We start from the raw sequence: 20,961 nt of genomic DNA, 5'->3' as shown, positions 1-20,961 counted from the left end.
TGGCAAACTTTCGCCTAGTCAGCATTTTTGGTAAACATTTGTCGAGTGGACTGTCTCTCCTGTGTCACGCTGGGGAGAATTAACTGCATTTCTGCTATTTCAGCCACCAGAAAATCTAGGTTGGAATCCAGTTTGACAGAGGTGAGGTAGGGCAATTCTCATTTAGATGCAGTACAGGTTTGAATCCCTGCCTTTACCTGACTCAACTTGAGGTTGACTTGAATCAGAATTGCTACAGCCTTACTTTTCCCCCAGACTATAGAAAATCAACACGAAAAATCTAGAGATTCAGCCAATTTGACAATTATTCACTTGTTTCTATGGACAGAAATACTTTACCCAAAAGCTTTTGGAGAGCTTTTGCTCCATTTGGAATTGCTAAAGATAACTTAATTTTCCTTCAAGGTAATCAACTTATGTTTTGGGAAACCTAGGTTCTGAATCTAGCCATTCTCTGAGGAATGGGAGGAGTGAGAACGAATGGTCAACCAAGTTTTACAACGTCTTTTGTTTGGATCGTCAATCACGATCGCTGCCAGCTTCAGTTTGGCAAGTTTGGCATCTGCTGAGATTGGCGATCGCACTTATCCAGTCGAGAAGCTACCTGCCATAGATGCGATGTCTCAGGTGACTTCTGTTTCTCAGTTAAAGGATGTTCAACCCACAGACTGGGCGTTCCAAGCACTCCAATCTTTGGTCGAGCGCTATGGTTGTATCGCAGGCTATCCAGACCGCACCTTTCGGGGTAATCGTGCACTCACCCGCTATGAGTTTGCGGCGGGCGTGAACGCCTGTCTCGATCGCGTCAATGAACTGATTGCGGCTGCTACAACGGATTTGGTGAAGAAAGAAGATTTAGAAACCCTCAAAAAACTGCAAGATGAGTTTGCGACGGAATTAGCAGCATTGAGTGGTCGCGTCGATCGACTAGAGGCAAAAGTCGGCACGTTAGAAAAGCAAGCATTCTCTACCACAACAAAACTATTAGGCGAAACAATTTTTTCTGTCTCCTCTCCCCTCAGCGATGAAAAAGTGGGAGGCGGAGATCTGCCTAACAATCCAACAATGGGCTATCGAAGCCGTCTAAACTTTGTCACAAGTTTTACGGGCAAAGATGAGCTGCGCGTTCGGTTACAAAGCCAAACTATTGTTCCCCTGGATTCCAATGTTACAGGCACGAACATGACCCGCATCTCCTATGACGGAAGTAGTAATGGCTCAGTCGGGATTGATGACTTTTTCTATCGCTTTCCGTTAGGGAGTCAGACTCGCGTTTGGGCAATTGCGAATGGCTATGGCACTGAAGCGATGGCAAATCCGTTAAACCACTTCCTCAAACTAGACTCGATCGGGTCAATTTCCCGATTTGGGCGGTTTTCTCCGATCTATCGCTTGGTGGGAGGTCCAGGAGTTGGTGTCGAGCATAAGTTCTCAGACAATCTCGGCTTGGTGACGGTGTATCGGGCGCGCGGAGCTAACAATCCTGAAACGGGTTTATTCAATGGCAATAGCAGTGCCTTAGCGCAGTTGAACTTTGCCCCTACAAAAAATTTAGAATTTGGCTTGACTTACGCTTATAGCTACTTTCCCAGTGCAGCTGTAGATGCGTCCGGCAGTACAGGTAGCTTAAATGCTCGGCGACCCTTTGGCAATGTGGCGACGCTAACTCATTCCTATGGGCTGACGGCTAACTATCGGGTGAGTCCTCAAGTGAACCTATCAGGTTGGGTTGGATTCACAGATGCAACGGCTGAATCTGGTGCAACCAAAGGTGCAGGTGCAGATATTTGGAACTGGGCGATCGCTTTAGCTCTACCAGATTTGGGTGCAAAGGGCAATCTAGGTGCTGTTTTATTGGGTATGCCGCCTAAAGTCACCCGTAATACGATCTCAAATCGAGAAGACCCAGACACGTCATTGCATTTAGAAGTCTTCTATCGTCATCAAATTAATGACAAAATTTCTGTGACACCTGGTTTACTGATGATCTTCAATCCAGAACACAATCAGAACAATCCGACTCAGTATGTTGGTGTGCTAAGAACCACTTTTCTGTTTTAGTAGGATGAATGAGACAGTGAGGTGCCAGGATAATGAACCCAGCATCTCACCTCAGTAGCAACGCTTGTCACTGGGAGTAAAATCCCGACAGAAATGCTTGAGCTGATTGATGCGCGATCGTAGAAAGATTTGCATAACCTACCGATCTTGCCCGTGTATGTGCTCAACCATTTTCGGTCTAACGTCCAGATATGGGCGATTAGACTGAAAGAGCCAGCCTAAATATCGGAAGTAGTTTATGGCGACAACGAAATCTTTTGACCAATATACGGTTACCCTTTCCGGCGGAGCTGAAGGTCGTGTCGGCTTGCTCATGTGCTATAGCGGCGACTCATTCGTCGGGCGAATTGATTTTTACCCGGACGGAGCAGCCTTAACTCAGGACTACCTGTGGCATCCTAACCCAATAGGAAAGTCTATCGTGCTCCACATGCCGATGAGTCGCTTCGAGGCAGTTATGGCGACAATTCTCGCTCATGCCTCAGCCTTAGCTGACGATCTCAAGTTTAAGATTGACCATTCATAACAAGCCCTCAGCCATCAACGGCGATAAAGTTTGAGATCGTAGAAATTTCAGTCTCAAAGTGGGCATATTAGCCCCGACCCCCTTAAGAGAGAAGAAATATGCTGCGATTGCTGATTTCCCTTGGACTCTTCGGCAGTTGGTTAATGCTCGCAACTCAGGTACAAGCGCAACAAATCACGTCTGATGGCACGCTGGGAAGCACGGTGGCACGATCAGGCAACGCTTTTACCATTACCAACGGCAGCGCAGCAGGCAGCAATCTCTTCCACAGCTTTCGCGAGTTTTCAATTCCCACAGGTGGCTCTGCAACCTTCGATCTGGTGAATACTCCTAACATTTCCACCATCTTCAGTCGCGTGACTGGGGGAAGTGTCTCAAATATTGATGGCATGATTCGCACCATCAACAACAGCAATGCTGTGAATGTGTTTCTGATCAATCCTGCCGGGATTCTGTTTGGTTCCCAGGCTTTTCTGGATATCAGTAGCTCTTTTACTGCGGCGACAGCCGATAGCATCCTTTTCGCGGATGGAATGAAGTTTGTTGCAACCTCTCCAGCAGATTCATCTCTTTTAACGATGAGCGTTCCGATCGGTCTGCAAATGGGGCGCAGTCCTGGTGGGATCACGATTCAAAATACTGGACATGGCTTGGTTTTCCCGATCAATCCTTTTGCGTCTTCTCCAGATCGAAGTAATAATCCTGCGGGATTAAGCGTTAATGCTGGAAAGACCCTGGCATTAATCGGTGGAGAGATTTCCTTAGAGGGTGGCGTACTCAATGCACCCTCCGGAAAAATTGAACTGGGAAGTGGCAGTAATGGCATTGTGACTCTAGACACTGCTTCACCCCTTCAGCAGTTTGGGTATAGCAATCTTCAGCAGTTTGGAAATATCCAACTCGTTCGTCAGTCATTGGTCGATGCGAGTGGTAGCCCTGCGGGAGCAATTCACTTTCAAGGACGCAATATTCGCTTAACCGATGGTTCTGCTGCTCTTTTAGTCAATTCAGGCAGCGCAAACGCAGGAGACATCCGGGTCGATGCCACTGAATCTGTTGAACTGCAAGGCATCGGAACTTCAGGATTTCCACAGAGTCTGCTGAGGGCAGATAACTTTGGCTCAGGCAATGGAGGAAATATCGTTGTTTCTGCTTCTCAACTTGTTCTGCAAGACGGTGGCTCGCTGCATGGGTTTAACTTTGGAGCAGGAAAAGGAAGCAATATTTCTGTCAATACTCAAAACTTGCTGCAACTTGCAGGGTTATCGCCTCTGAGTGGATTTGCCAGCTCCGTGAACACTCAGACGGTTGGTTCTGGAAGCAGTGGTGACATTCATGTGAGAACAAATCAATTACAGATGTTAGGAGGGGCTGTCATTGGTAATTCTACGTCTGGGACAGGGTTAGGTGGAAATACAATTGTTCATGCGAATTCAATCGAGATTAGCGGAGAAGATCCACAGAGCGCTGCTGCCAGTGTCATTGTAGTCGGTACATTCAGTAAGACCAACGCCGGACAACTCACGATTAATGCTTCTACCGTGAAAGTGTCGGATGGGGGAGGGATTGTTGCATCGACGGTCAACGATGGAAACGGAGGCAATTTATTCATCCATGCTTCCGACAAAATTGAAGTTAGCGGAGTAGGTTCTGTTTCCGGGCTTCCCAGTCGGATTGGAGCCAGAGCAGATGTTCTTGCAGAACCAATTCGCAAACTATTTGGATTACCTAATCCGATAGATATCACAGGCAACACAGGAGAATTGAGCCTGAACACGTCTCGCTTACAGGTTACCGATGGAGCCATTGTAGGTGTTGATCATCCTGGGCAGGGTAATGCTGGCAATTTGCAGATTAATGCCAATGAGATCGTCCTTGATCGTACTGGAAGCATTACAGCGGAGACAGCTTCTGGCAAAGGTGGAAATATCAATCTGCAAGCTCAGAGGTTACTTCTGTTACGCCGGGGCAGTGAAATTTCATCTAAAGCGGGTGGCACGGGTCAGGGTGGTGACATTAGTATTAATGCTCCGATTATTGTTGCTGTTCCAATGGAAAACAGCGATATCATCGCAAACGCTTTCAGGGGGAGAGGAGGCAACATTACCATCACAACTCAAAGCATTCTGGGTTTAGAATTCCGTAATACGCTGACTCCCAGAAATAACTCGACAAATGACATCACTGCTAGCTCTGAGTTAGATATCAGTGGTACAGTGCAAGTCAACAATGTGGGGGTTGATCCGAATTCTGGTTTGATTCAACTGCCTGCGGAGATCATTGATCCAACTCAGCAAATCGCAGCAACCTGTGCCGCCAATCAAAGCAGTAGCTTCGTCATCACTGGGCGGGGTGGGGTTCCAATCAATCCGATGCAGGACACAAGGCACGATCGCCCCTGGAATGATGTCCGCGATTTGTCTCATTTTCCAACAAGGGCAGTCAACACCAAGCACAATGCTGAAGAAATGCTTCAACCCACTGCATTGATGGAAGCAACCACTTGGTATCGCCATCCCAAAACCGGAAAAGTCGAATTAGTTGCAGCCCAACCTGCAAAGACTTCTTCAACGGCGACTTGTGCTGCAAAATATTGAATCCAGTGCGATCGTAGATGAAATCACGGTCTAAAACTAGCAGCGCATTGCCCGTTTAGAATTCCCCACACTCAGCGATCGCACTCGGAGCCATAGAGGATTGTTCTTGTGCCAGACGGGGAGAATGCGATCGCATAATTTAAGGAACGATGCTTCCATGAGACGAGGTTGAGACGGGAGCCGATTCAAAGGAAAGTTTGGATACCTTCGGGTCAATTTGGGGAGCCAGTTCGTAGATATTGCGATAGCCGTAGTTATACAAGGCAATGTAGGTTGAGAGATTGAGGGAAGCCGTTGGTAGTTTTGAAGGAAAAGGTGCTTCAGCGTTGATGAAATTGTTGTTGCAATAGATGAGAATTCGCGCTGATTTGTCAGGAAACGTTTTTTTCAAACTTTCAACCGTAATGTCTGGAAAGCTCAGATTGATTGCCCCTTTGATATGCAGCAAATCATACTTCTCGCGGCTCCGGGCATCCAGGATGATCGTATTCGGTTCACGGCTCATGCGAATAAAGTCGTCCTCAGAAATTCGGCGTGTCTCCCGATGCTTTGCAGCTTCATAGGAAACGCGCAAATACCCTGGCATATCAATTGCCGGATTATCTAAAGGGGGTTTGGGAGCGGCGATCGCCGTCTGATTTCTAGAAGGAGCCAGCATCTCACTGGACAGAACGATGCAAGAGAGGAGAGCTACTGCGAGATATTTCATCACTGTTTCCTTATCAAAGAAGATTGAAGAAGTCTGACTGGCACCCATTGCCCATGACTCTGCTGCAATCCCACTGATAGAGATTCCATCAGAGCTACTCAAGCTTATCAAACCAGAGAAAAACAAGGCTGGAGTATCTAAATCTGTTAACGATCGCACTCGGAGCCGTAGAGGACTTTTCCCGATCCATCTGGAGAAAATCTTAAGCACCATTCCCCATCTGCCAGCCAGATCCGCAACGGGTGATGGATAAATTTGCCGTAGATGAAGGCGAGAACCACGATAGCCAGAACTGAGACTCCTACCCCTTGCACTACTTTCCAGGGGTGAACCGTCCATTGATTTTCCATTGGCGCAAATCTTGAGGGAACAGGCTTAGGGTTCCCCTGCTGTGCCTGAAGATTTCTGCAACGCTTCCCGATGCCGCCGAAGCGACTTCACAAGCTTACGAAAATCCTCGGTTAACTCAGGCTCCTCCCAGTATTCAGGAATCAGCTTTAATTGAAAATTTGTCCATTCAAACGAAGCTTCGTCTTCGCTATAGTTTCTGGCGGTGTAGAGAGCAGTTGCGATCGCGTTTCTAATCATGGGGTTGAGTTCCCGCATTTGTGCGTCGCTCAGGTATTTGCAATGAAAGTCTTCCATCTCGTTGCGGACAGTCATCGCAACCAGCATCGCTAGATTTTTTGTGCCTTTCAAATCGGGGGCGCTTTTTTGTCATCGCTGAGTATCTACTGAGATTTATCTCAATATTAATCATGAGCGCTTCTCAAGCGAAAAATCCTATCAGATCGTCAATCGCATCGCTCCACTCAAAAACTCAAGTCATCAGTCCAAGCATTACCGCCAGAATCAGCCATGCAGCGGTTGGCTACGTCGTGCCGGAAGGCATTGTCATGGGCGCGATGCCACTGGGGATAAGAGACAGGTTCAGGGGCTTTAGATTGAGTGCGATCGCGGCTCTAATGATTTGAACTTCTTCAGTACCGCATGCTCGGAAGGAATACAAGGTCGAACACCTCGCCTAAACCAATTCCTAATCCAGCGATAACGACAAGATAAATCCACATCTGACGCTGCTCAAATCCCGCAGAACGCAGGCTGAGATCCGCTAGAACCGTTGTCACAAGTGGCAGAAAGACTAAACCCAAGAACTCAAACTTGCTGACAAATAGAAATGCACAGACACTAATCAAAAAGCTCAGGAATACAACGATCAATAAAGTGCGAGAAATCACCCCGGACAACTGCTCAAGCAAAGCCCTGCCCGTTCCAGAAATGATCACGATTGCAAGGATCGCAGCGGCTCCAACAAGCCAGATAATATGATGTGCCGCAAGATACCATCCGAGCATGGCATGAGCGCACCAAAACAGTCCTAACGAGAGCCAGGGCAACGAACGAGAAGATTCGCTATTCATGGGATAAAAGCAATCGCTCAGCGAAATGGGTAAGAAAAAGCCTCCATGCTTCAGCGTACCGTAACCAAGCTAGTACCGCGTAGATCCGAAGCACGATCGCCAGAATCAGCTATGCTGCGGTCGTCATCGGCGCAGATGCAGACTCGAAATTTATCATCAAATCGATTCCTTCCATCGCCACTGGAATAGGGAACGGGCTTATGTTTTCTAGAGGCAAATTTTGTCGATCGCGCTTGATATAACTGAACTTTAGTACGCACGTCCACAACTTGCAGGTTGATTTTATAAGTGCAAGTTGTGGACGTAACCGGCAAAACTGCGATATCAGTCTCGGTATTCATGACTTTTTAGTGGGGTTTCTCCCCTTAAGAAACTGTGAATACGCTTTGATATCGCGTCTCACTTATTCAGTTGTGTTTCAATTTGGGGATTTTTTAGGGATTTCATAAAACCGATATCTTGAAACCGATGGGCGATACTGGATTCGAACCAGTGACTTCATCCCTGTCAAGGATGCACTCTACCACTGAGTTAATCGCCCGCAGTTATTTACAGTAGCAAACTTCTCTCGGCTTGTCTAGTCCTAATTTTTTATCCGCAAATCCAATGTGAAACGTAAACAACTTTAAAGAAGTATGGCGCAATTTGGGGACTTGCTGGAATAATCAGTTTGTAAGCTAAACATCTGTCGTGAGTTTGATAGGGAGAATACGTTTTGGATTCGCGCACTCAGCAATCGGCACACTTGCCCTCTCAAGTCGCTGCTCAAGAGGACTTCAGTGAATACGTCGCTCATCTTCAACTTCATATGGCGTTACAAGCTCGGAATCTCGTTCCCCGACTGACCAACACTCCGGATCATCGGGAGCAGTTACTCCATCAAACCCAAGCAGATTTTGAGAAGTTCGCTTCTCGGCAAATGTTTTTCTAACTGGGCTTCCATCGATAAACGCTTCAATGTAGTCAGAGCACGAATGCTCTGACTTTTTTATTTCAGATTTATTTGATGAATAAATCCACGGGTAATCGCAAGTAAACGTTTTGAGGATCATTCATCGATTTCAGGCTTTCTAGCTCGGCTTGGAACTTTTTCATCTCGCTGGTGAGCGGATCGATCGCGGTAGATTCTTCAATGCTCGATCCCATCAAACTTTCGAGCAAGCGCTCTTCAAACGATCGCGGTTTTGGAAATTCTTCAATTTGCCAATCTTCCCCAAGGTTTGCTCGCTTGGCTGCGGCTCGAATTGCGTCTTGCAACCCACCCAATTGATCAACTAAGCCCAATTGCTTCGCCTGAATCCCTGACCAAACCCGACCTTGAGCAATTTCTGCCACCTTGGACTTCTGCAACTTGCGAGAAGCTGAAACCTTGGTGAGAAACTGATCATAAATACGATCGACACTCTTTTGAATCAGGGCTAGCTCTTGAGGAGTTTTCGGACGAGAAACGGTTTGAGCATCCGCAAATCGACCCGTTTTGACGACATCCCAAGTAATTCCATTGCGATTCGCAAGTTGCTGCACATTGAGAATTCTGCCGAAAACGCCAATCGACCCTGTAATCGTCGTTGGCTCTGCAAAAATCTCACTCGCATAGGTAGAAATCCAATATCCACCCGATGCGGCAACATTGCCCATCGAAACAATCACAGGTTTGACCTGATTGGTCAAAATTGCCTCACGCTGAATAATCTCTGAAGCGGTCGCACTACCACCTGGACTATTGACTCTCAGCACGACAGCTTTCACATCGTCATCTAACCGTAATTCTCGCAGTTGTCTCGCTAAGCGATCGCCTCCGATTTGCCCAGTCGCACCTTGCCCATTGACAATTTCGCCTTCAGCATAAACAACGGCGATTTGATTGCGACTGGATCGATCATTGCGGTTGCTCTCTGCAACTCGTGCATAATTTCTTACGCTAATTTGTCGAAACGACTTGGTATCATCGTCTTGACCCGTAATCTTCTTCAGGTCTGCAATCACTTCATCGAAATACGCGACTCGATCGACTAATTTCTGTTTGACGGCTTCTTGAGGGTCTAACAGCCCGGCGCGATTTGTGATTGCTTGCAGTTGTCGAGGAGTCAGCTTTCTAGCTTTGCTCGTTGTACCTAAGATCTCAGTCCAAATGTCACTTAATAGCTTCTGAGTTTGTTGGCGATCTGCCGGACTGCGACGATTCTGCAAAAATGGCTCAACCGCCGATTTATATTTACCGACCCGCGTCACCTGCACACCTACCCCAAACCGTTGGAGAGCCTGAGCAAAAAACACGCCCTCAGAACTTAATCCATTCATTTCCAGCCCACCGATCGGATTCATGGCGATCGTATCTGCGGTAGAGCCTAAATAATATTCGCGTTCCTGCCAATCGACATCATACGCGTAGATTCGTTTGCCGCTCTGTTTGAAGCGCTCTAGAGCGGAACGGACTTCTCTTAACGTTGCATAACCTGTCGTATTCGGATTGTTGCCCCCATTCAGATATAGCCCGACAATCCGATCGTCTTTTGCTGCCTCATTGATCGCATCTAACACCGATCGCAACCCAATCACATTGGGACGATTTCCAGCGATCGCATCATTGAGAACATCCCGAGTACTAGCACTAGCAGGCGCATCCGTAATTGTCTGCGAAAGGTCAAACACTAAGACAGATTTGTCTCGCACCGTCGGAGCCGAATCACGAGCCGCCATCATCGAAATCGAGATGAGTAGCAGTAAAAGCCCACCCACGCTGATACCTAGAAAAATAAACAAACCAAGTACAGTGGCGAGGGTGTGTTTCAGAAAGTCACGCATACGTTAGAGAAGCATGGGAAGAAGTCGCTTTTCCATGCTACATCTGTTTTTGCAGAATCAGTTGGAAGGCGGGGGAGTGGAGATATCTCTCTATCCCCCTATCTCCCTAATTTTCTGGAACATAAGCTGGCAGCGATCGCACCAGACTCGTCCACTCCTGATTTGCATTCACATAGCCAATCTCAGCCATATAAGTGCGATCGCCTTGCGAAATCGGCACATCACAGCTCAATGCCATATCGTCGATGTCATGTTCCTCATAGCGAGCAGGCAATTGCGTTCCTGCATCTGTCACATCGTACAGCCGCAAGACCAGATTCTCACCAGAACTGATATCCAGTCGAGAACGCAACGATCGAGGAATATCCCAGGACGCATAAGCCCATCGAGAATTTCGAGGAGTCAACACCAAACGCCCTTCACTGATGCTTGTCGTAAATGAATTCGGTTCACCTGAGACAAACACATTGGTATCCACGAGATCGGGATCAAATTCATGGGAATCGATCGCTGTCTCGCCCGTGACAAACTGATTCGGTTCAGTGACAGCAGCGTCTTGCGAGTCTTTGCGTTGACCCGATAAGAATGACCAAGCTGCGGCTCCTGCTCCGGCTGCTGCGGCTCCTGCAGTTGCTGCGCCTCCTGCAAAAGTATTCACCCCTGTTTGAGCAGTATCGCTAGCAGTCTCCCCGGCTCGATTCGTAATTCGTTGGAACCAATTCGGCGAGTCAGAAGGTTCTGCTTCAGGCAATTCAGTAGACGCATCATCGAGATCGCCTGACAAGAAAGATTTTGCAGAATCGACTGCACCTGTTGCAGCTGCGGCTCCGCCTGCCACTGCTGTACTACCCGCGTTCGCTATATTGCCCAGGAAATTAGAACTCGAAGTTGCCGGAACGCGCACATGGGTCGATCGAGCTAATCCCAACCATTGACCTTCTGGAGTGAGATAGCCAATTTCAGCGAGATAATCGCGATCAGGGAGTGCGATCGGCAAGCGTTGACGTTGGGTTAATTCATCACAATCAAATTGTTGAACACTGTGAGCAGGCTGATTTTCCAAGTCGATATCGGTGACATCGTACAGCCGGAGCGCTAGCTTCTCGCCCCCCTGCTGACGCATTGCCTGACGCTCCTCGCTCGGAAGATCCCAAAATGCCTCAACTTCTTGAGGGCTACGCGATTTGAGCACGACTCGGCTCTGCTGACCCCGATTACCAAAGGTTGACCAAGCGGCGGCGCCTCCCGCGATCGCAGTTCCTCCCGCGATCGCAGCGCCTCCAAGATTGCCCCAATCCCCGAATCCATCTTGACCTGCCCGAGTCGCATCTCCGACGAAATTTGCGTCTGCATTGGCATCGACACCTAGCCCAGTCCCGAATTCAGGCGCATCAACCGCTGCGGAGCCATTGCGATCGCCGTGGAGCGGATCAAACCCACCTTCTACATAAGGGGCGCTGAACGTATCATCGCGTTCTGGTAAATCTCCGGCGGCATAGCCAGGAGCATTAAAGCTACCTGTTGCACCTGCATCGACTGGACCGCGACGACTGCGAGCGAGCATCCAGAGCAGGGTTGCACCAGAAGCAATTGGGAGGAGCCACCAGAGCCAGTTCGGTAAGCCCCCTGTGCCTGCTCCTGCGCCATTCGCCCCGGCTGTATCGCTACTTGGGAACAAGAATGCTAAAGGATTGCTGTCCCCAGTTTGCGAGGTTCCATCTTGAGCGTTATTGCCGCTTGGAGAGGTAGCTGTGGTTCCCGCTGTGCCTGTTGCGTTCTTTTCAGTTGCAACTGGGGCTTTTTTATCGTCTGTACCTGCTTTGGTCGGTGCTTTTGCCTCAGGTTTAGCCTCTACTTTCTTGCCTGAAGCTGGAGCGGCAGCACTCACCGCGATCGCCTCCGCGACTCCGGATTGGGTGAGCGTTTTTTGTCCGACTGGAGCCGTCGCAAATCCTAAAAAGGCTTTCACGGCATCGTTCGGTTCACCTTTATAAACGTAGTAAAGCGCTTGCGAGAAGGGATAGCGAGGATCGGTTGGGGCGACATTATCCAAGGCTATTGCCTTCGCGCCCGCCAAACCTTTCGTTTGATTCGCCGTCACGTAGCCGATACCAGTGTTGCCCAGTCTAGAGACAACTGCTTTCGTCGTATCTTCGTTCAGTTTCTCAACCGTTGCGCCTGTTGCAAAATTCCCTTGTCTGAAGACAGGATAGCTTTTGAACGCTTCGCGGGTGTCGCTAGAATCCGGTCGATCGACAAATTTCACCGGGGCAGAAGATCCACCCACTTCTGACCAATTTTTGATTTCGCCGCGAAACATTTTGGCAAATTGGGTAATCGTGATGCTTTTTGCGAAGGGGTTGTCTGCACCGACCAAAATCGCAATTTTGTCTCGTCCCACGGGTACAGCCGTTAAGCCTTGCGCTTTTTCTTGCTCGTTGAGCGGTCGCCCGATCGCTGCGAGATCCACTTTTCCTTCAACAACGGCTTTGATGCCTTCGGGAACTCCGTTAGCCGCAACGTTAACTTTCGTGCCTTGAAATCTCTGCTCGAATCCTTTCTTCAAAACATCGTTGACCGCTGCCATGCTGGTTGAGCCATCGATTCGGACATTGGTGCCCGCTTTCACGGAAGCCGGAAGTTGGAAGGTGGGAAATTGTTGTGCTCGAACCAGTTGTACTTCTGCGACGGTGGTGGTCAAGAGAAGTGCAAAGCCGACTGCGGAGGAATATTTTTTATGCACCATACTTTTTACCTGTGGGAGCAAAAACTTTTTTACACCGTTGCAGCCCATAAAGACAAGTGCAACTGGATACGAACGGCTCTGAATCGAACCCTGAATCGAACCTGAGAACGTCCGAATTCATATCAATTCATACCATTAGATTCGCGTATTGATCACCATAGGATGAATTTAATCGTTTTGATCCGCTGTTAAGAGTTTATTAATGGTTGGATGAATATGGGAAGATTGGGGCGTTCAAAATATCAATCAGTGTGGAATGCAGAATTCGCAGCGGCAAGAAGAAGTCACGCTCACGATGTCAGGCAAATTGATCGATTCAGGCTATCAAAATGCTTTTAAAGCAGAGGTGCGATCGTATTTCGATCACATTGCAGCGCAGATCGATCGCTGGAATCAGCGCAATCAATATTATTATCAAGACCTTGATCGCTTGCATCAATTCTTCATTCCACCGGGTCGCCGAGTCCTAGAAATTGGCTGTGGAACTGGAAATTTACTCGCTGCACTTGATCCTGCGATCGGAGTCGGCATTGACTTTTCTGAACCCATGATTCAGATTGCTCAAGCAAAATACCCTCATCTCCAGTTCTATTGCTTAGATGCAGAAACGCTCAGTCCGGATGATCTCAATCCGGCAGAATTCCAGTTTGATTTTATTGTGCTTTCTGGAGTATTAGGACACTTAAGCGATGTGCAGCAAGTATTAACAAGACTGCATCCTTTTTGCCATCCTCGAACCCGATTGCTTCTAACCTTTCACAATTTTTTATGGCAGCCTTTGTTGCACTTCGCTGAGAAAATTGGTCAGCGTCGTCCCCAGCCTGCTCAAAGTTGGTTATCGATGACCGATGTGCAAAATTTACTTCAAATTACAGGCTACTTACCGCTGCGATCGAGCAGGCGTTTCTTGTGTCCCAAGCAGATTCCCGTAATCGCACCCTTTTTTAATCGATTTTTGGCGCATCTGCCGATCCTGAATCATTTAGGCCTCACCAATTACATTGTGGCAAAGCCTCAGTTTGGAGCAAATACACACCATTACTCTTGCTCTGTCATTGTGCCTGCTCGCAATGAGGCAGGCAATATTCGAGATGCGATCGCGCGTTTACCGCAATTAGGAAGTCATACCGAAGTCATTTTTATCGAAGGACACTCTCAGGACGAGACTTGGAACGAGATTCAAAACGTGGTCAGTCAAGGGCATCCGCACTTTACTTTAAAAGCTTTACAGCAGACGGGAAAAGGTAAAGGAGATGCGGTGCGGCTTGGATTCGCACAGGCAACGGGCGATATTTTGATGATTTTGGATGCAGATTTGACGGTGCAACCCGAGGATTTACCCCATTTCTTTGAGGTGATTGCTCGCGATCGCGGCGAATTTATCAATGGCTCAAGGTTGGTTTATCCGCGATCAGGCAAGGCAATGCCTTGGTTAAATAACTGGGCAAATAAGTTTTTTAGCTTGGCATTTTCTTTCTTACTCGGACAACCGATCAAAGATACGCTATGCGGCACAAAAGTTTTGCGGCGAGATGATTACGAAAAAATTGCAGCCGGACGAAGCTATTTTGGGGATTTTGACCCGTTTGGTGACTTTGATTTACTCTTTGGGGCAACCAAACTGGGCTTGCATTTAGTCGATGTGCCTGTTCGGTATCAACCTCGAACTTATGGCACATCTAATATTGCGCATGTTCGTGAGGGATTAGTTTTATTGCGAATGTGCCTCTACGCCTCTCGGAAAATTAAGTTTTTCTAGGGTTGAGCGTTTCTAAATCCTGTATCTTGAGTGAAGCGGCAATTTGCACAATAAAGCATGAAAAGACCTTGGAACCCGATCGAGGCTTGGGCAAAACTGACGAATCCGCGTCCTCCCCAACATGGACATGAATCTGCTCCACATTCGCCCCGGTTGAATCCACTTGAGCAAGTCTCGATCGTGCTTCCGGTTTATAACGAACAAGCTTGCATTCAGCGAACGTTTGAAGCGGTTTTGCACTATCTCAAAACGCATCCCAATTTTACGTTCATTTTTGTAGATGACGGATCGAGCGATCGCACGAAACACATCATCACCGCCGGGATTCGGATTGCAAAAACGCCTCAGATTAAATTGCTGTCTTACAAACCGCGAGCAGGCAAAGGGTATGCGATTCGGCGAGGAGTTGAATATGCAGATGGTGATTTGATCTGCTTTCTTGATGGCGATTTGGCTTATTCACTTGCCCACCTAGATAAATTGATTGAAAAATTGCAGACTTGCGATGTCGTTATCGGCAATCGCGCTCTGATACGAGGTCGTCACCAGCCCGAGAACTTCGATCGCAAAATTACCGAAAAAGTTTTCAACTTCTTATCCCGTAGGATTTTGAACTTGCAATACAGCGATATGCAGGCAGGGCTAAAAGGATTTCGGAGATCGGCTGCGAAACAATTATTTTTTTACCAAATTTTAACCGGATTTTCGTTTGATGTGGAGCTAATTTATTTAGCGAAACAGTGGGGATATACGATCGGAGAAGTTCCGGCGATCGTCTCGAAACAGCATCAGAAAAAAATGTCGAAAGTTCATCTGTTACGCGACTCGATTAAAATGCTTCTGGATCTGCTCAAAATCCGATTTAATGATCAGCTAGGTCGATATCAATAATGTCTTGGTTAAATTTAGTATCGTTTGCTGGAATCTTTATCCTGTGTGGAATTGCCTGGATCGGGTCTGAAAACCGCCGTGTGATTCCGTGGAAAGTGATTCTCTGGGGCATCGCACTGCAATTAATTCTCGGATTGCTGGTGTTTTCGTTTCCTGTCACCCGCGCGGTTGTGACCGTGATTAGCAACAGTGTGAATGCCATCTTAGATGCCACTGAAGCAGGAGCAAGGTTTCTGTTTGGCTCGCTCTTGGTTCCAGATGTCAGCACACCTGGTCCAATTTTAGCGGGGCGCTGGATTGCCCGCGCGATTACGCCAGCTTATGTTCCAGTTGCAGGCGATCGCTTAAGTCCAGACAATCTCAATTTAGGCTACGTCTTTGCCTTCCGAGCATTACCCTCGGTGATCTTTTTCTCGGCATTGATGTCTTTGCTATATCATTTGCGCGTCATTCAACCGATTGTAAATTTCTTTGCAAAAATCTTTCACCGATTGTTGAATCTCAGTGGTGCAGAAGCACTCAGCGGGGCAACTAATATTTTTGTCGGAATTGAATCTGCGTTAGTGATTCGTCCGTATCTCGCCAATATGACTCGTAGCGAACTCTGCGCGATTTTGACTTGCTGCTACGGGAGTATCGCTTCTACTGTTCTTGCACTTTATGCGGGATTGTTACGTCCAACATTTCCGAATATTACTGGGCATTTGGTTTCAGCCTCGTTCATGGCAATTCCAGCGTGTTTTGTCGTGTCCAAACTCTTGGTGCCGGAAACAGAAACGCCTAAAACGATCGCTGCTTTACCCAAAGAAGAAGAACCTGAAGAGAGTACGTCGAGCGCGATGGAAAGCGTGATTGCAGGCGCATTGGACGGTGTGAAATTAGCGATCGCGATCGCGGCTTTGCTCGTTGCTGTGCTCGGTTTAGTGGCGATCGTCAATCTCTTTTTTGCGAACTTAGGTGGACTTGCCGAAAGTAACAATTTAACGATTCGGCGCATTGGCATTATTTTCCAAATTGTGACGCTGCAAAATATCGTCGGTGCACTGTTTGTTCCACTAACGGCAATCACAGGTGTTTCTGCAAACTGGAACGAGATCTGGGAAACTTCGGTGTTGATTGGACGCAGATTGCTCGAAACAGAAGTGCCGGCTTATCAACAGCTTGGGGTATTAGCAAGTCAGGGGAGAATTAGCGATCGAGCTTTAGTGATTACGAGCTATTGTCTCTGCGGATTCGCGCATTTGCCTTCAGTTGGAATTTTCGTCGGTGGATTTTCTAGTTTGATTCCATCGCGTCGTAAAGAACTCGCAAGTGTTGGCTGGAAAGCGCTTTGGGCTGCAACTCTCGCAACTTTGATGATTGGTTGTGTGGCGGGTGTTTTTTATCTTGGTAATCCATCGGTTTTGAGAGGGTAGAACATGAAACGCAATTGGCTTATTGGATGGTTTGCTCTCGCAATTGTCCTATTCACAACTCTCTCCAGCATTGCCCAAACTCCTGCCCCTACCCCAACTGGAGCTTTAGGCGTTCCGGTTGCTCCGATTCCGGTTGATCCGTCTTTACCTGCGAATCGTCCGCCAATTCCGACAGCTTCTCCTTCACCTACAACTTCTCCGGTTGCGTCTCCTGGGGCATCCCCTGCGCCAATTCCAATTGCGCCTCCTGCGCCTGCGCCGCTACCTGCTGCACCCACGGCAGATCCACTGCCGACCAGTGGCGACTATAAAGATCCCAACGGACGTTTTATCGTTGGAATCCTGAAAGACTACAAAGTCAGTCCGCTTGCTGGAACGGTTCTGATCGAATCTCCAGATGGAAATTTAGCTTATAGCGTTCTTGCTCAGCCTCAATCTCAGTTGGGTGTCGCTGGAAGTATTATTCCAAATGAAGCATTAGTGACTGCTGCACAGAATGCATTTCGCCAGGGGGAAGGATTTCAAACAGGTGAAGTGCGATCGATTCCTGGTGGTGTGCAGATCGATTGGACAGGGAATTTGACGATCGCAGGTGCAACTCAACCGGTTGGCGGTGTAATTGTGGCAAGACAGACCAGTAATAGTGTTTTGCTCGTTTTAGTTGCAGCCACAAACGAAGGGGGAAGTCGCGTTTTAGGTGCAGCAACTACAATTGCAAATAGTTTGCGGGCAAGTTAATGGCGTTTGTAATAGCAGGAGAACGGAGTGGAGCAGGCAAAACAACGGTCACGCTCGCGTTGTTAGCTGCATTGAGACGGCGCAATCTGACAGTGCGGTCGTTTAAAGTTGGACCTGATTACATTGATCCGATGTTTCATCGTCATGTGACGGGGCAAGCTTGCTATAACCTTGATCCGGTTTTAACTTCGGAAGCTTATGTACAGCAGTGCTTTGCTCAACGGGCTTCCGAGTATTCGATCGTAGAAGGGGTGATGGGCTTATTCGATGGAGCCGCTGGACACAAGGATTTTGCCAGTACTGCTCATATCGCTCGATTATTAGATCTGCCGATTTTGCTCGTGGTTGACTGTCGAAGCTTGTCTTACTCGGTTGCTGCGATCGTGCATGGCTATCGATCGCTTGATCCGCGATTGAAATTTGCGGGAGTCGTTTTAAACCGAGTCGGCAGCGATCGCCATTTAGAACTGCTGAAATCTGCCTTAATAGATGTGCCGATTTTGGGAGTTTTACGGCGACAAGACGCGATCGAGATTCCCGATCGCCATTTAGGATTAGTTCCAACCGATGAACTGCCAGGATTGACTGAGTTAATCGATCGCTTAGCCGAATTAGGGGAATCTTGCTTCGATTGGGACGCATTGATGCCCTATTTGAAAACAGCAACAACCCCAAAAGTCTCAGTTCCTGAATCTTCAAGATCTGTCAAAATCGCGATCGCAAGAGATGCCGCGTTTAATTTTTACTATCAGGACAATCTTGATCTGCTGAGGCAAGCAGGAGCGGAACTAATCGAATGGAGTCCTTTAAGAGATACATTCCCCAATGATGTAGATGGACTGTATTTTGGTGGTGGCTTTCCTGAAATGTTTGCAGAAACGCTGAGCGAAAATCATGCAACACGACACGCAATTCGAGCAGCCATTCAATCGGGAATGCCAACTTATGCAGAATGCGGTGGACTGATGTATCTCAGTGAAAAAATTATCGATTTCTCGGAACAAGCTTTTTCAATGGTTGGAGCAATTCCAACCACAACCGTCATGCGATCGCGCTTAACCTTGGGATATCGCAAAGCGACCGCATTACAAACAACCCCGATCGTCAAAAAAGACGAAACACTACACGGGCATGAATTTCATCGATCGAGTCCTACAACTGAATCAGAGAAACCTCTATTTGAATTGACAGGCCTTTCTCGATCGTCGATGCAATACGACGGTTGGCAAACACCCAAATTACACGCTTCCTATCTGCATCTACACTGGGGCGCAACCTCGCAAATCCCACAGCGATTTGTTCGATACTGTACTAAATTCCGCAGCGATCGCTATCCTTAAAAAGAACATGGATAACAGATTAGACATGGCTGGATCGATTCAAGAAATTGCTCAACGTCTTACCGCCCTAGATCAGAAAATTGAGACAATGGGCGACACCTTCACCGAAACCTATCGCAGCTATCTTCAGCAACTCGGTCAAACCGTGCGGCAGCAACTCATTCTGTCGTGCTACAAAATCTGTACCGAAAATTATCCCAAACGCTTTTTAGCTCTCCCCCTCAGTCAGCGTCAACAACTCCAAGACGACCTCAAAGCGCTCGCCGATCAAACTGCAACCGATTTACAAGAACTGCTTCAACCGATCGAGCACACCCAACCCGAGCCAGTCGAACTCCCCGACGAACTCGCAGCCCTGCTCTCGGACGAAGATCTCGATGACGAGGACGACGAATATCAAGAAGAACTCGAACCTAAAACCCCTCTGACCCCGATCGAAGCATTGACCATTTGGCAAGAACAACTCGATCGCTCCATTCACAAGACCCTAAAAACTGCCTCGAATCGCGCCAATCAATATCTCCAAGACGCTGAAATTCTGCAAAAGCGCATTCCCCAAGCGGTAATTGATGCTGCATCCAAATCCGAAGGCAACGATCCCAATTCTCCTAACCTACTCAATGTGCTCGTCAGCGCGAGTGAAAAATCTGGTACAGATGGAACTCCCGCAGCAGCGGCAGCAGCACTGAATGCACTCATCCATGTCGTTGCCGTCAATCTCAAGCTAAACGAATTAGAATTCAATGACATTCCGCTGATGAACTTGCGAAACAAGATCCGAGATCTCAAGAAACAATTTCAAGTGATCGCGCGTGAGTATCAGAAAAAACAGCGGGAACACGCCGTTCTCGAAGCCCAACATGCCTGGAAATCAACCTGGACATAAACCATCCTCAATCAATCGAGCTATGCCAAAATTCCCCACCCCGCCTATCCTAGAAAGAAGGAAACCAAGGGGAGGCGCGTAGTGGTAAAGCAAACCATTAAATTAGCCGCGATCGGAGATGTTCACGATCGATGGGAGGCTGAAGACGAAGCAGCGCTGAAAGCTTTAGGAGTAGATTTAGCTCTGTTTGTCGGAGATTTTGGCAATGAATCGGTTGAAATCGTCCGCTTAATTTCTCAGGTGCAAATACCAAAAGCAGCGATCATGGGCAATCACGACGCTTGGTATAGTGCAACCGATTGGGGTCGTCAAAAAAGCCCCTACGATCACCGCAAAGAAGATCGCGTTCAGCAACAGTTAGATTTGCTCGGTGAAGCTCATGTCGGGTATGGGAAGCTTGATTTTCCCAACTTCAATCTCAGCGTCGTGGGGAGCCGTCCGTTTAGCTGGGGTGGCTCGAAGTGGAAATATGAGCAATTTCATCATGAACGCTTCGGAGTCGAGAGCTTTGATGAATCGGTGAATCTAATCATGAATGCCGTGGAACAAACCGCGAGTGATACGATTCTCTTCATCGGACACAATGGACCCAAAGGACTAGGAGATCGACCTGAAGACCCTTGCGGCAAAGATTGGCAACCGATCGGGGGTGATCACGGTGATCCAGATTTTGCAGACGCGATCGCGCAAGCTCGTCAACTCGGAAAAAAGATTCCGTTCGTGACGTTTGGGCATATGCATCACACGTTGCGTCACACGCAAACCGAACTCCGTCGCGCCATTCACGTTGATACTGCTGGAACGGTTTACTTAAATGCTGCCAGCGTGCCCAGAATCATCAAACAAGACGGACAAAAACTGCGGAATTTCTCGATCGTCACCCTCGAAGATGGCATCGTCACCCAAGCCGAACTCCTTTGGCTCGATGCCAACTTTAAAACTGCATCCAAGACTGTTCTCTATCAAATCCAGGAAGCAGAAGCGATCGCCTAGCAACTTGCATCTAAGCCGAGGAAAGCACAGGTAGCATTTAGCAATAAAAAAGGAGGTTCAAAAAACCTCCTACG

At 47.9% G+C, this 20,961-nt stretch carries 20 protein-coding genes and 1 tRNA gene; 12 read left to right on the top strand and 9 right to left on the bottom strand.

The genetic code is table 11. The features are described 5' to 3' along the window. The first annotated feature begins 480 nt into the window (after positions 1 to 480). The 3 genes from OU814_RS14880 to OU814_RS14870 all read left to right on the top strand — a co-directional run bounded on the left by OU814_RS14880 (position 481) and on the right by OU814_RS14870 (position 5,184). On the top strand, positions 481 to 2,061 hold the full coding sequence (locus OU814_RS14880) for an iron uptake porin (RefSeq protein WP_268183928.1): 1,581 nt from the start codon (positions 481 to 483) through the stop codon (positions 2,059 to 2,061). Between the two features lie 238 nt (positions 2,062 to 2,299). Continuing rightward, positions 2,300 to 2,587, top strand: coding sequence for a hypothetical protein (locus OU814_RS14875; RefSeq protein WP_268183926.1), 288 nt, complete (start codon positions 2,300 to 2,302; stop codon positions 2,585 to 2,587). Between the two features lie 98 nt (positions 2,588 to 2,685). After that, entirely contained in the window at positions 2,686 to 5,184 is a 2,499-nt protein-coding gene (locus OU814_RS14870; RefSeq protein WP_268183924.1) for an S-layer family protein, read from the top strand. 36 nt (positions 5,185 to 5,220) lie between these two features. On the opposite strand, the gene OU814_RS14865 is transcribed toward OU814_RS14870, so the two are convergent. From OU814_RS14865 to OU814_RS14850, 4 genes are all read right to left on the bottom strand, one after another. Next, positions 5,221 to 5,343: a hypothetical protein gene (locus OU814_RS14865; RefSeq protein ID WP_268183922.1), complete on the bottom strand. Its 123-nt coding sequence runs from the start codon at positions 5,341 to 5,343 to the stop codon at positions 5,221 to 5,223. Further along, complete coding sequence (locus tag OU814_RS14860; protein WP_268183920.1) at positions 5,324 to 5,893, bottom strand: rhodanese-like domain-containing protein; 570 nt, start codon at positions 5,891 to 5,893, stop codon at positions 5,324 to 5,326. The genes OU814_RS14865 and OU814_RS14860 overlap by 20 nt, the downstream gene beginning before the upstream one ends. Before the next feature lie 146 nt (positions 5,894 to 6,039). Beyond that, positions 6,040 to 6,243: a hypothetical protein gene (locus OU814_RS14855; RefSeq protein ID WP_268183918.1), complete on the bottom strand. Its 204-nt coding sequence runs from the start codon at positions 6,241 to 6,243 to the stop codon at positions 6,040 to 6,042. Positions 6,244 to 6,268: 25 nt separating this feature from the next. Continuing rightward, the gene (locus OU814_RS14850; protein WP_268183915.1) at positions 6,269 to 6,556 is read right to left on the bottom strand and encodes a hypothetical protein; all 288 of its coding nucleotides are present in this window, start codon (positions 6,554 to 6,556) and stop codon (positions 6,269 to 6,271) included. A gap of 95 nt (positions 6,557 to 6,651) precedes the next feature. Here OU814_RS14850 and OU814_RS14845 point away from each other — a divergent pair, with 95 nt between their 5' ends. Next, positions 6,652 to 6,867, top strand: coding sequence for a hypothetical protein (locus OU814_RS14845; RefSeq protein ID WP_268183913.1), 216 nt, complete (start codon positions 6,652 to 6,654; stop codon positions 6,865 to 6,867). A 6-nt stretch (positions 6,868 to 6,873) separates the two neighbouring features. Here OU814_RS14845 and OU814_RS14840 read toward each other — a convergent pair whose 3' ends face one another. The 3 genes from OU814_RS14840 to OU814_RS14830 all read right to left on the bottom strand — a co-directional run bounded on the left by OU814_RS14840 (position 6,874) and on the right by OU814_RS14830 (position 7,855). Continuing rightward, positions 6,874 to 7,314 (bottom strand): hypothetical protein, encoded by a 441-nt coding sequence (locus OU814_RS14840; RefSeq protein ID WP_268183911.1) that lies wholly within the window; start codon positions 7,312 to 7,314, stop codon positions 6,874 to 6,876. Positions 7,315 to 7,364: 50 nt separating this feature from the next. Next, positions 7,365 to 7,655 carry a hypothetical protein gene (locus OU814_RS14835; RefSeq protein ID WP_268183909.1) on the bottom strand — a complete coding sequence of 97 codons (291 nt, stop codon included), beginning with the start codon at positions 7,653 to 7,655 and terminating at the stop codon, positions 7,365 to 7,367. 128 nt (positions 7,656 to 7,783) lie between these two features. Beyond that, positions 7,784 to 7,855, bottom strand: a tRNA-Val gene (locus OU814_RS14830). A gap of 174 nt (positions 7,856 to 8,029) precedes the next feature. Here OU814_RS14830 and OU814_RS14825 point away from each other — a divergent pair. Then, positions 8,030 to 8,245 carry a hypothetical protein gene (locus OU814_RS14825; protein ID WP_017286758.1) on the top strand — a complete coding sequence of 72 codons (216 nt, stop codon included), beginning with the start codon at positions 8,030 to 8,032 and terminating at the stop codon, positions 8,243 to 8,245. Positions 8,246 to 8,313: 68 nt separating this feature from the next. Here the strand turns inward: OU814_RS14825 and sppA are convergent, their stop codons facing one another. Continuing rightward, on the bottom strand, positions 8,314 to 10,119 hold the full coding sequence (gene sppA / locus OU814_RS14820; RefSeq protein WP_268183907.1) for a signal peptide peptidase SppA: 1,806 nt from the start codon (positions 10,117 to 10,119) through the stop codon (positions 8,314 to 8,316). Positions 10,120 to 10,225: 106 nt separating this feature from the next. Continuing rightward, complete coding sequence (locus OU814_RS14815) at positions 10,226 to 12,865, bottom strand: DUF4912 domain-containing protein (RefSeq protein WP_268183905.1); 2,640 nt, start codon at positions 12,863 to 12,865, stop codon at positions 10,226 to 10,228. Positions 12,866 to 13,121: 256 nt separating this feature from the next. On the opposite strand from OU814_RS14815, the gene OU814_RS14810 reads away from it, so the two are divergent. The 7 genes from OU814_RS14810 (at position 13,122) to OU814_RS14780 (ending at position 20,887) form a co-directional block, all read left to right on the top strand. After that, positions 13,122 to 14,624, top strand: coding sequence for a glycosyltransferase (locus tag OU814_RS14810; RefSeq protein WP_190651917.1), 1,503 nt, complete (start codon positions 13,122 to 13,124; stop codon positions 14,622 to 14,624). Positions 14,625 to 14,681: 57 nt separating this feature from the next. Next, positions 14,682 to 15,515 (top strand): glycosyltransferase, encoded by an 834-nt coding sequence (locus tag OU814_RS14805; RefSeq protein WP_268183902.1) that lies wholly within the window; start codon positions 14,682 to 14,684, stop codon positions 15,513 to 15,515. Continuing rightward, a complete protein-coding gene (locus tag OU814_RS14800; RefSeq protein WP_017286753.1) occupies positions 15,515 to 16,930 on the top strand; it encodes a NupC/NupG family nucleoside CNT transporter in 1,416 nt (471 codons plus the stop codon). The genes OU814_RS14805 and OU814_RS14800 overlap by 1 nt, the downstream gene beginning before the upstream one ends. 3 nt (positions 16,931 to 16,933) lie before the next feature. Further along, positions 16,934 to 17,668 carry a hypothetical protein gene (locus OU814_RS14795; protein WP_190651915.1) on the top strand — a complete coding sequence of 245 codons (735 nt, stop codon included), beginning with the start codon at positions 16,934 to 16,936 and terminating at the stop codon, positions 17,666 to 17,668. Next, entirely contained in the window at positions 17,668 to 19,008 is a 1,341-nt protein-coding gene (locus tag OU814_RS14790; RefSeq protein ID WP_017286751.1) for a cobyrinate a,c-diamide synthase, read from the top strand. The genes OU814_RS14795 and OU814_RS14790 overlap by 1 nt, the downstream gene beginning before the upstream one ends. Positions 19,009 to 19,015: 7 nt before the next feature. Continuing rightward, positions 19,016 to 19,894 carry a hypothetical protein gene (locus tag OU814_RS14785; protein ID WP_268183897.1) on the top strand — a complete coding sequence of 293 codons (879 nt, stop codon included), beginning with the start codon at positions 19,016 to 19,018 and terminating at the stop codon, positions 19,892 to 19,894. Positions 19,895 to 19,975: 81 nt separating this feature from the next. Continuing rightward, a complete protein-coding gene (locus OU814_RS14780) occupies positions 19,976 to 20,887 on the top strand; it encodes a TIGR04168 family protein (protein WP_017286749.1) in 912 nt (303 codons plus the stop codon). Positions 20,888 to 20,961: the final 74 nt, after the last annotated feature.

This window comes from Leptolyngbya sp. GGD (assembly GCF_026735145.1).
Lineage (GTDB): Bacteria > Cyanobacteriota > Cyanobacteriia > Leptolyngbyales > Leptolyngbyaceae > Leptolyngbya > Leptolyngbya boryana.
This window is presented reverse-complemented; position numbering and strand designations above follow the sequence as displayed.

Excerpts from the sequence above, each read along its gene's own strand:
- OU814_RS14840 (WP_268183911.1), bottom strand. The coding sequence starts at position 7,314 with ATGAATAGCGAATCTTCTCGTTCGTTGCCCTGGCTCTCGTTAGGACTG.
- OU814_RS14815 (WP_268183905.1), bottom strand. The coding sequence starts at position 12,865 with ATGGTGCATAAAAAATATTCCTCCGCAGTCGGCTTTGCACTTCTCTTG.
- OU814_RS14870 (WP_268183924.1), top strand. The coding sequence starts at position 2,686 with ATGCTGCGATTGCTGATTTCCCTTGGACTCTTCGGCAGTTGGTTAATG.
- OU814_RS14805 (WP_268183902.1), top strand. The coding sequence starts at position 14,682 with ATGAAAAGACCTTGGAACCCGATCGAGGCTTGGGCAAAACTGACGAAT.
- OU814_RS14790 (WP_017286751.1), top strand. The coding sequence starts at position 17,668 with ATGGCGTTTGTAATAGCAGGAGAACGGAGTGGAGCAGGCAAAACAACG.
- OU814_RS14845 (WP_268183913.1), top strand. The coding sequence starts at position 6,652 with ATGAGCGCTTCTCAAGCGAAAAATCCTATCAGATCGTCAATCGCATCG.
- OU814_RS14800 (WP_017286753.1), top strand. The coding sequence starts at position 15,515 with ATGTCTTGGTTAAATTTAGTATCGTTTGCTGGAATCTTTATCCTGTGT.
- OU814_RS14850 (WP_268183915.1), bottom strand. The coding sequence starts at position 6,556 with ATGACTGTCCGCAACGAGATGGAAGACTTTCATTGCAAATACCTGAGC.
- OU814_RS14860 (WP_268183920.1), bottom strand. The coding sequence starts at position 5,893 with ATGAAATATCTCGCAGTAGCTCTCCTCTCTTGCATCGTTCTGTCCAGT.
- OU814_RS14785 (WP_268183897.1), top strand. The coding sequence starts at position 19,016 with ATGGATAACAGATTAGACATGGCTGGATCGATTCAAGAAATTGCTCAA.
- OU814_RS14835 (WP_268183909.1), bottom strand. The coding sequence starts at position 7,655 with ATGAATACCGAGACTGATATCGCAGTTTTGCCGGTTACGTCCACAACT.
- OU814_RS14875 (WP_268183926.1), top strand. The coding sequence starts at position 2,300 with ATGGCGACAACGAAATCTTTTGACCAATATACGGTTACCCTTTCCGGC.
- sppA (WP_268183907.1), bottom strand. The coding sequence starts at position 10,119 with ATGCGTGACTTTCTGAAACACACCCTCGCCACTGTACTTGGTTTGTTT.
- OU814_RS14795 (WP_190651915.1), top strand. The coding sequence starts at position 16,934 with ATGAAACGCAATTGGCTTATTGGATGGTTTGCTCTCGCAATTGTCCTA.
- OU814_RS14880 (WP_268183928.1), top strand. The coding sequence starts at position 481 with ATGGTCAACCAAGTTTTACAACGTCTTTTGTTTGGATCGTCAATCACG.
- OU814_RS14810 (WP_190651917.1), top strand. The coding sequence starts at position 13,122 with ATGCAGAATTCGCAGCGGCAAGAAGAAGTCACGCTCACGATGTCAGGC.
- OU814_RS14855 (WP_268183918.1), bottom strand. The coding sequence starts at position 6,243 with ATGGAAAATCAATGGACGGTTCACCCCTGGAAAGTAGTGCAAGGGGTA.
- OU814_RS14865 (WP_268183922.1), bottom strand. The coding sequence starts at position 5,343 with ATGGAAGCATCGTTCCTTAAATTATGCGATCGCATTCTCCCCGTCTGG.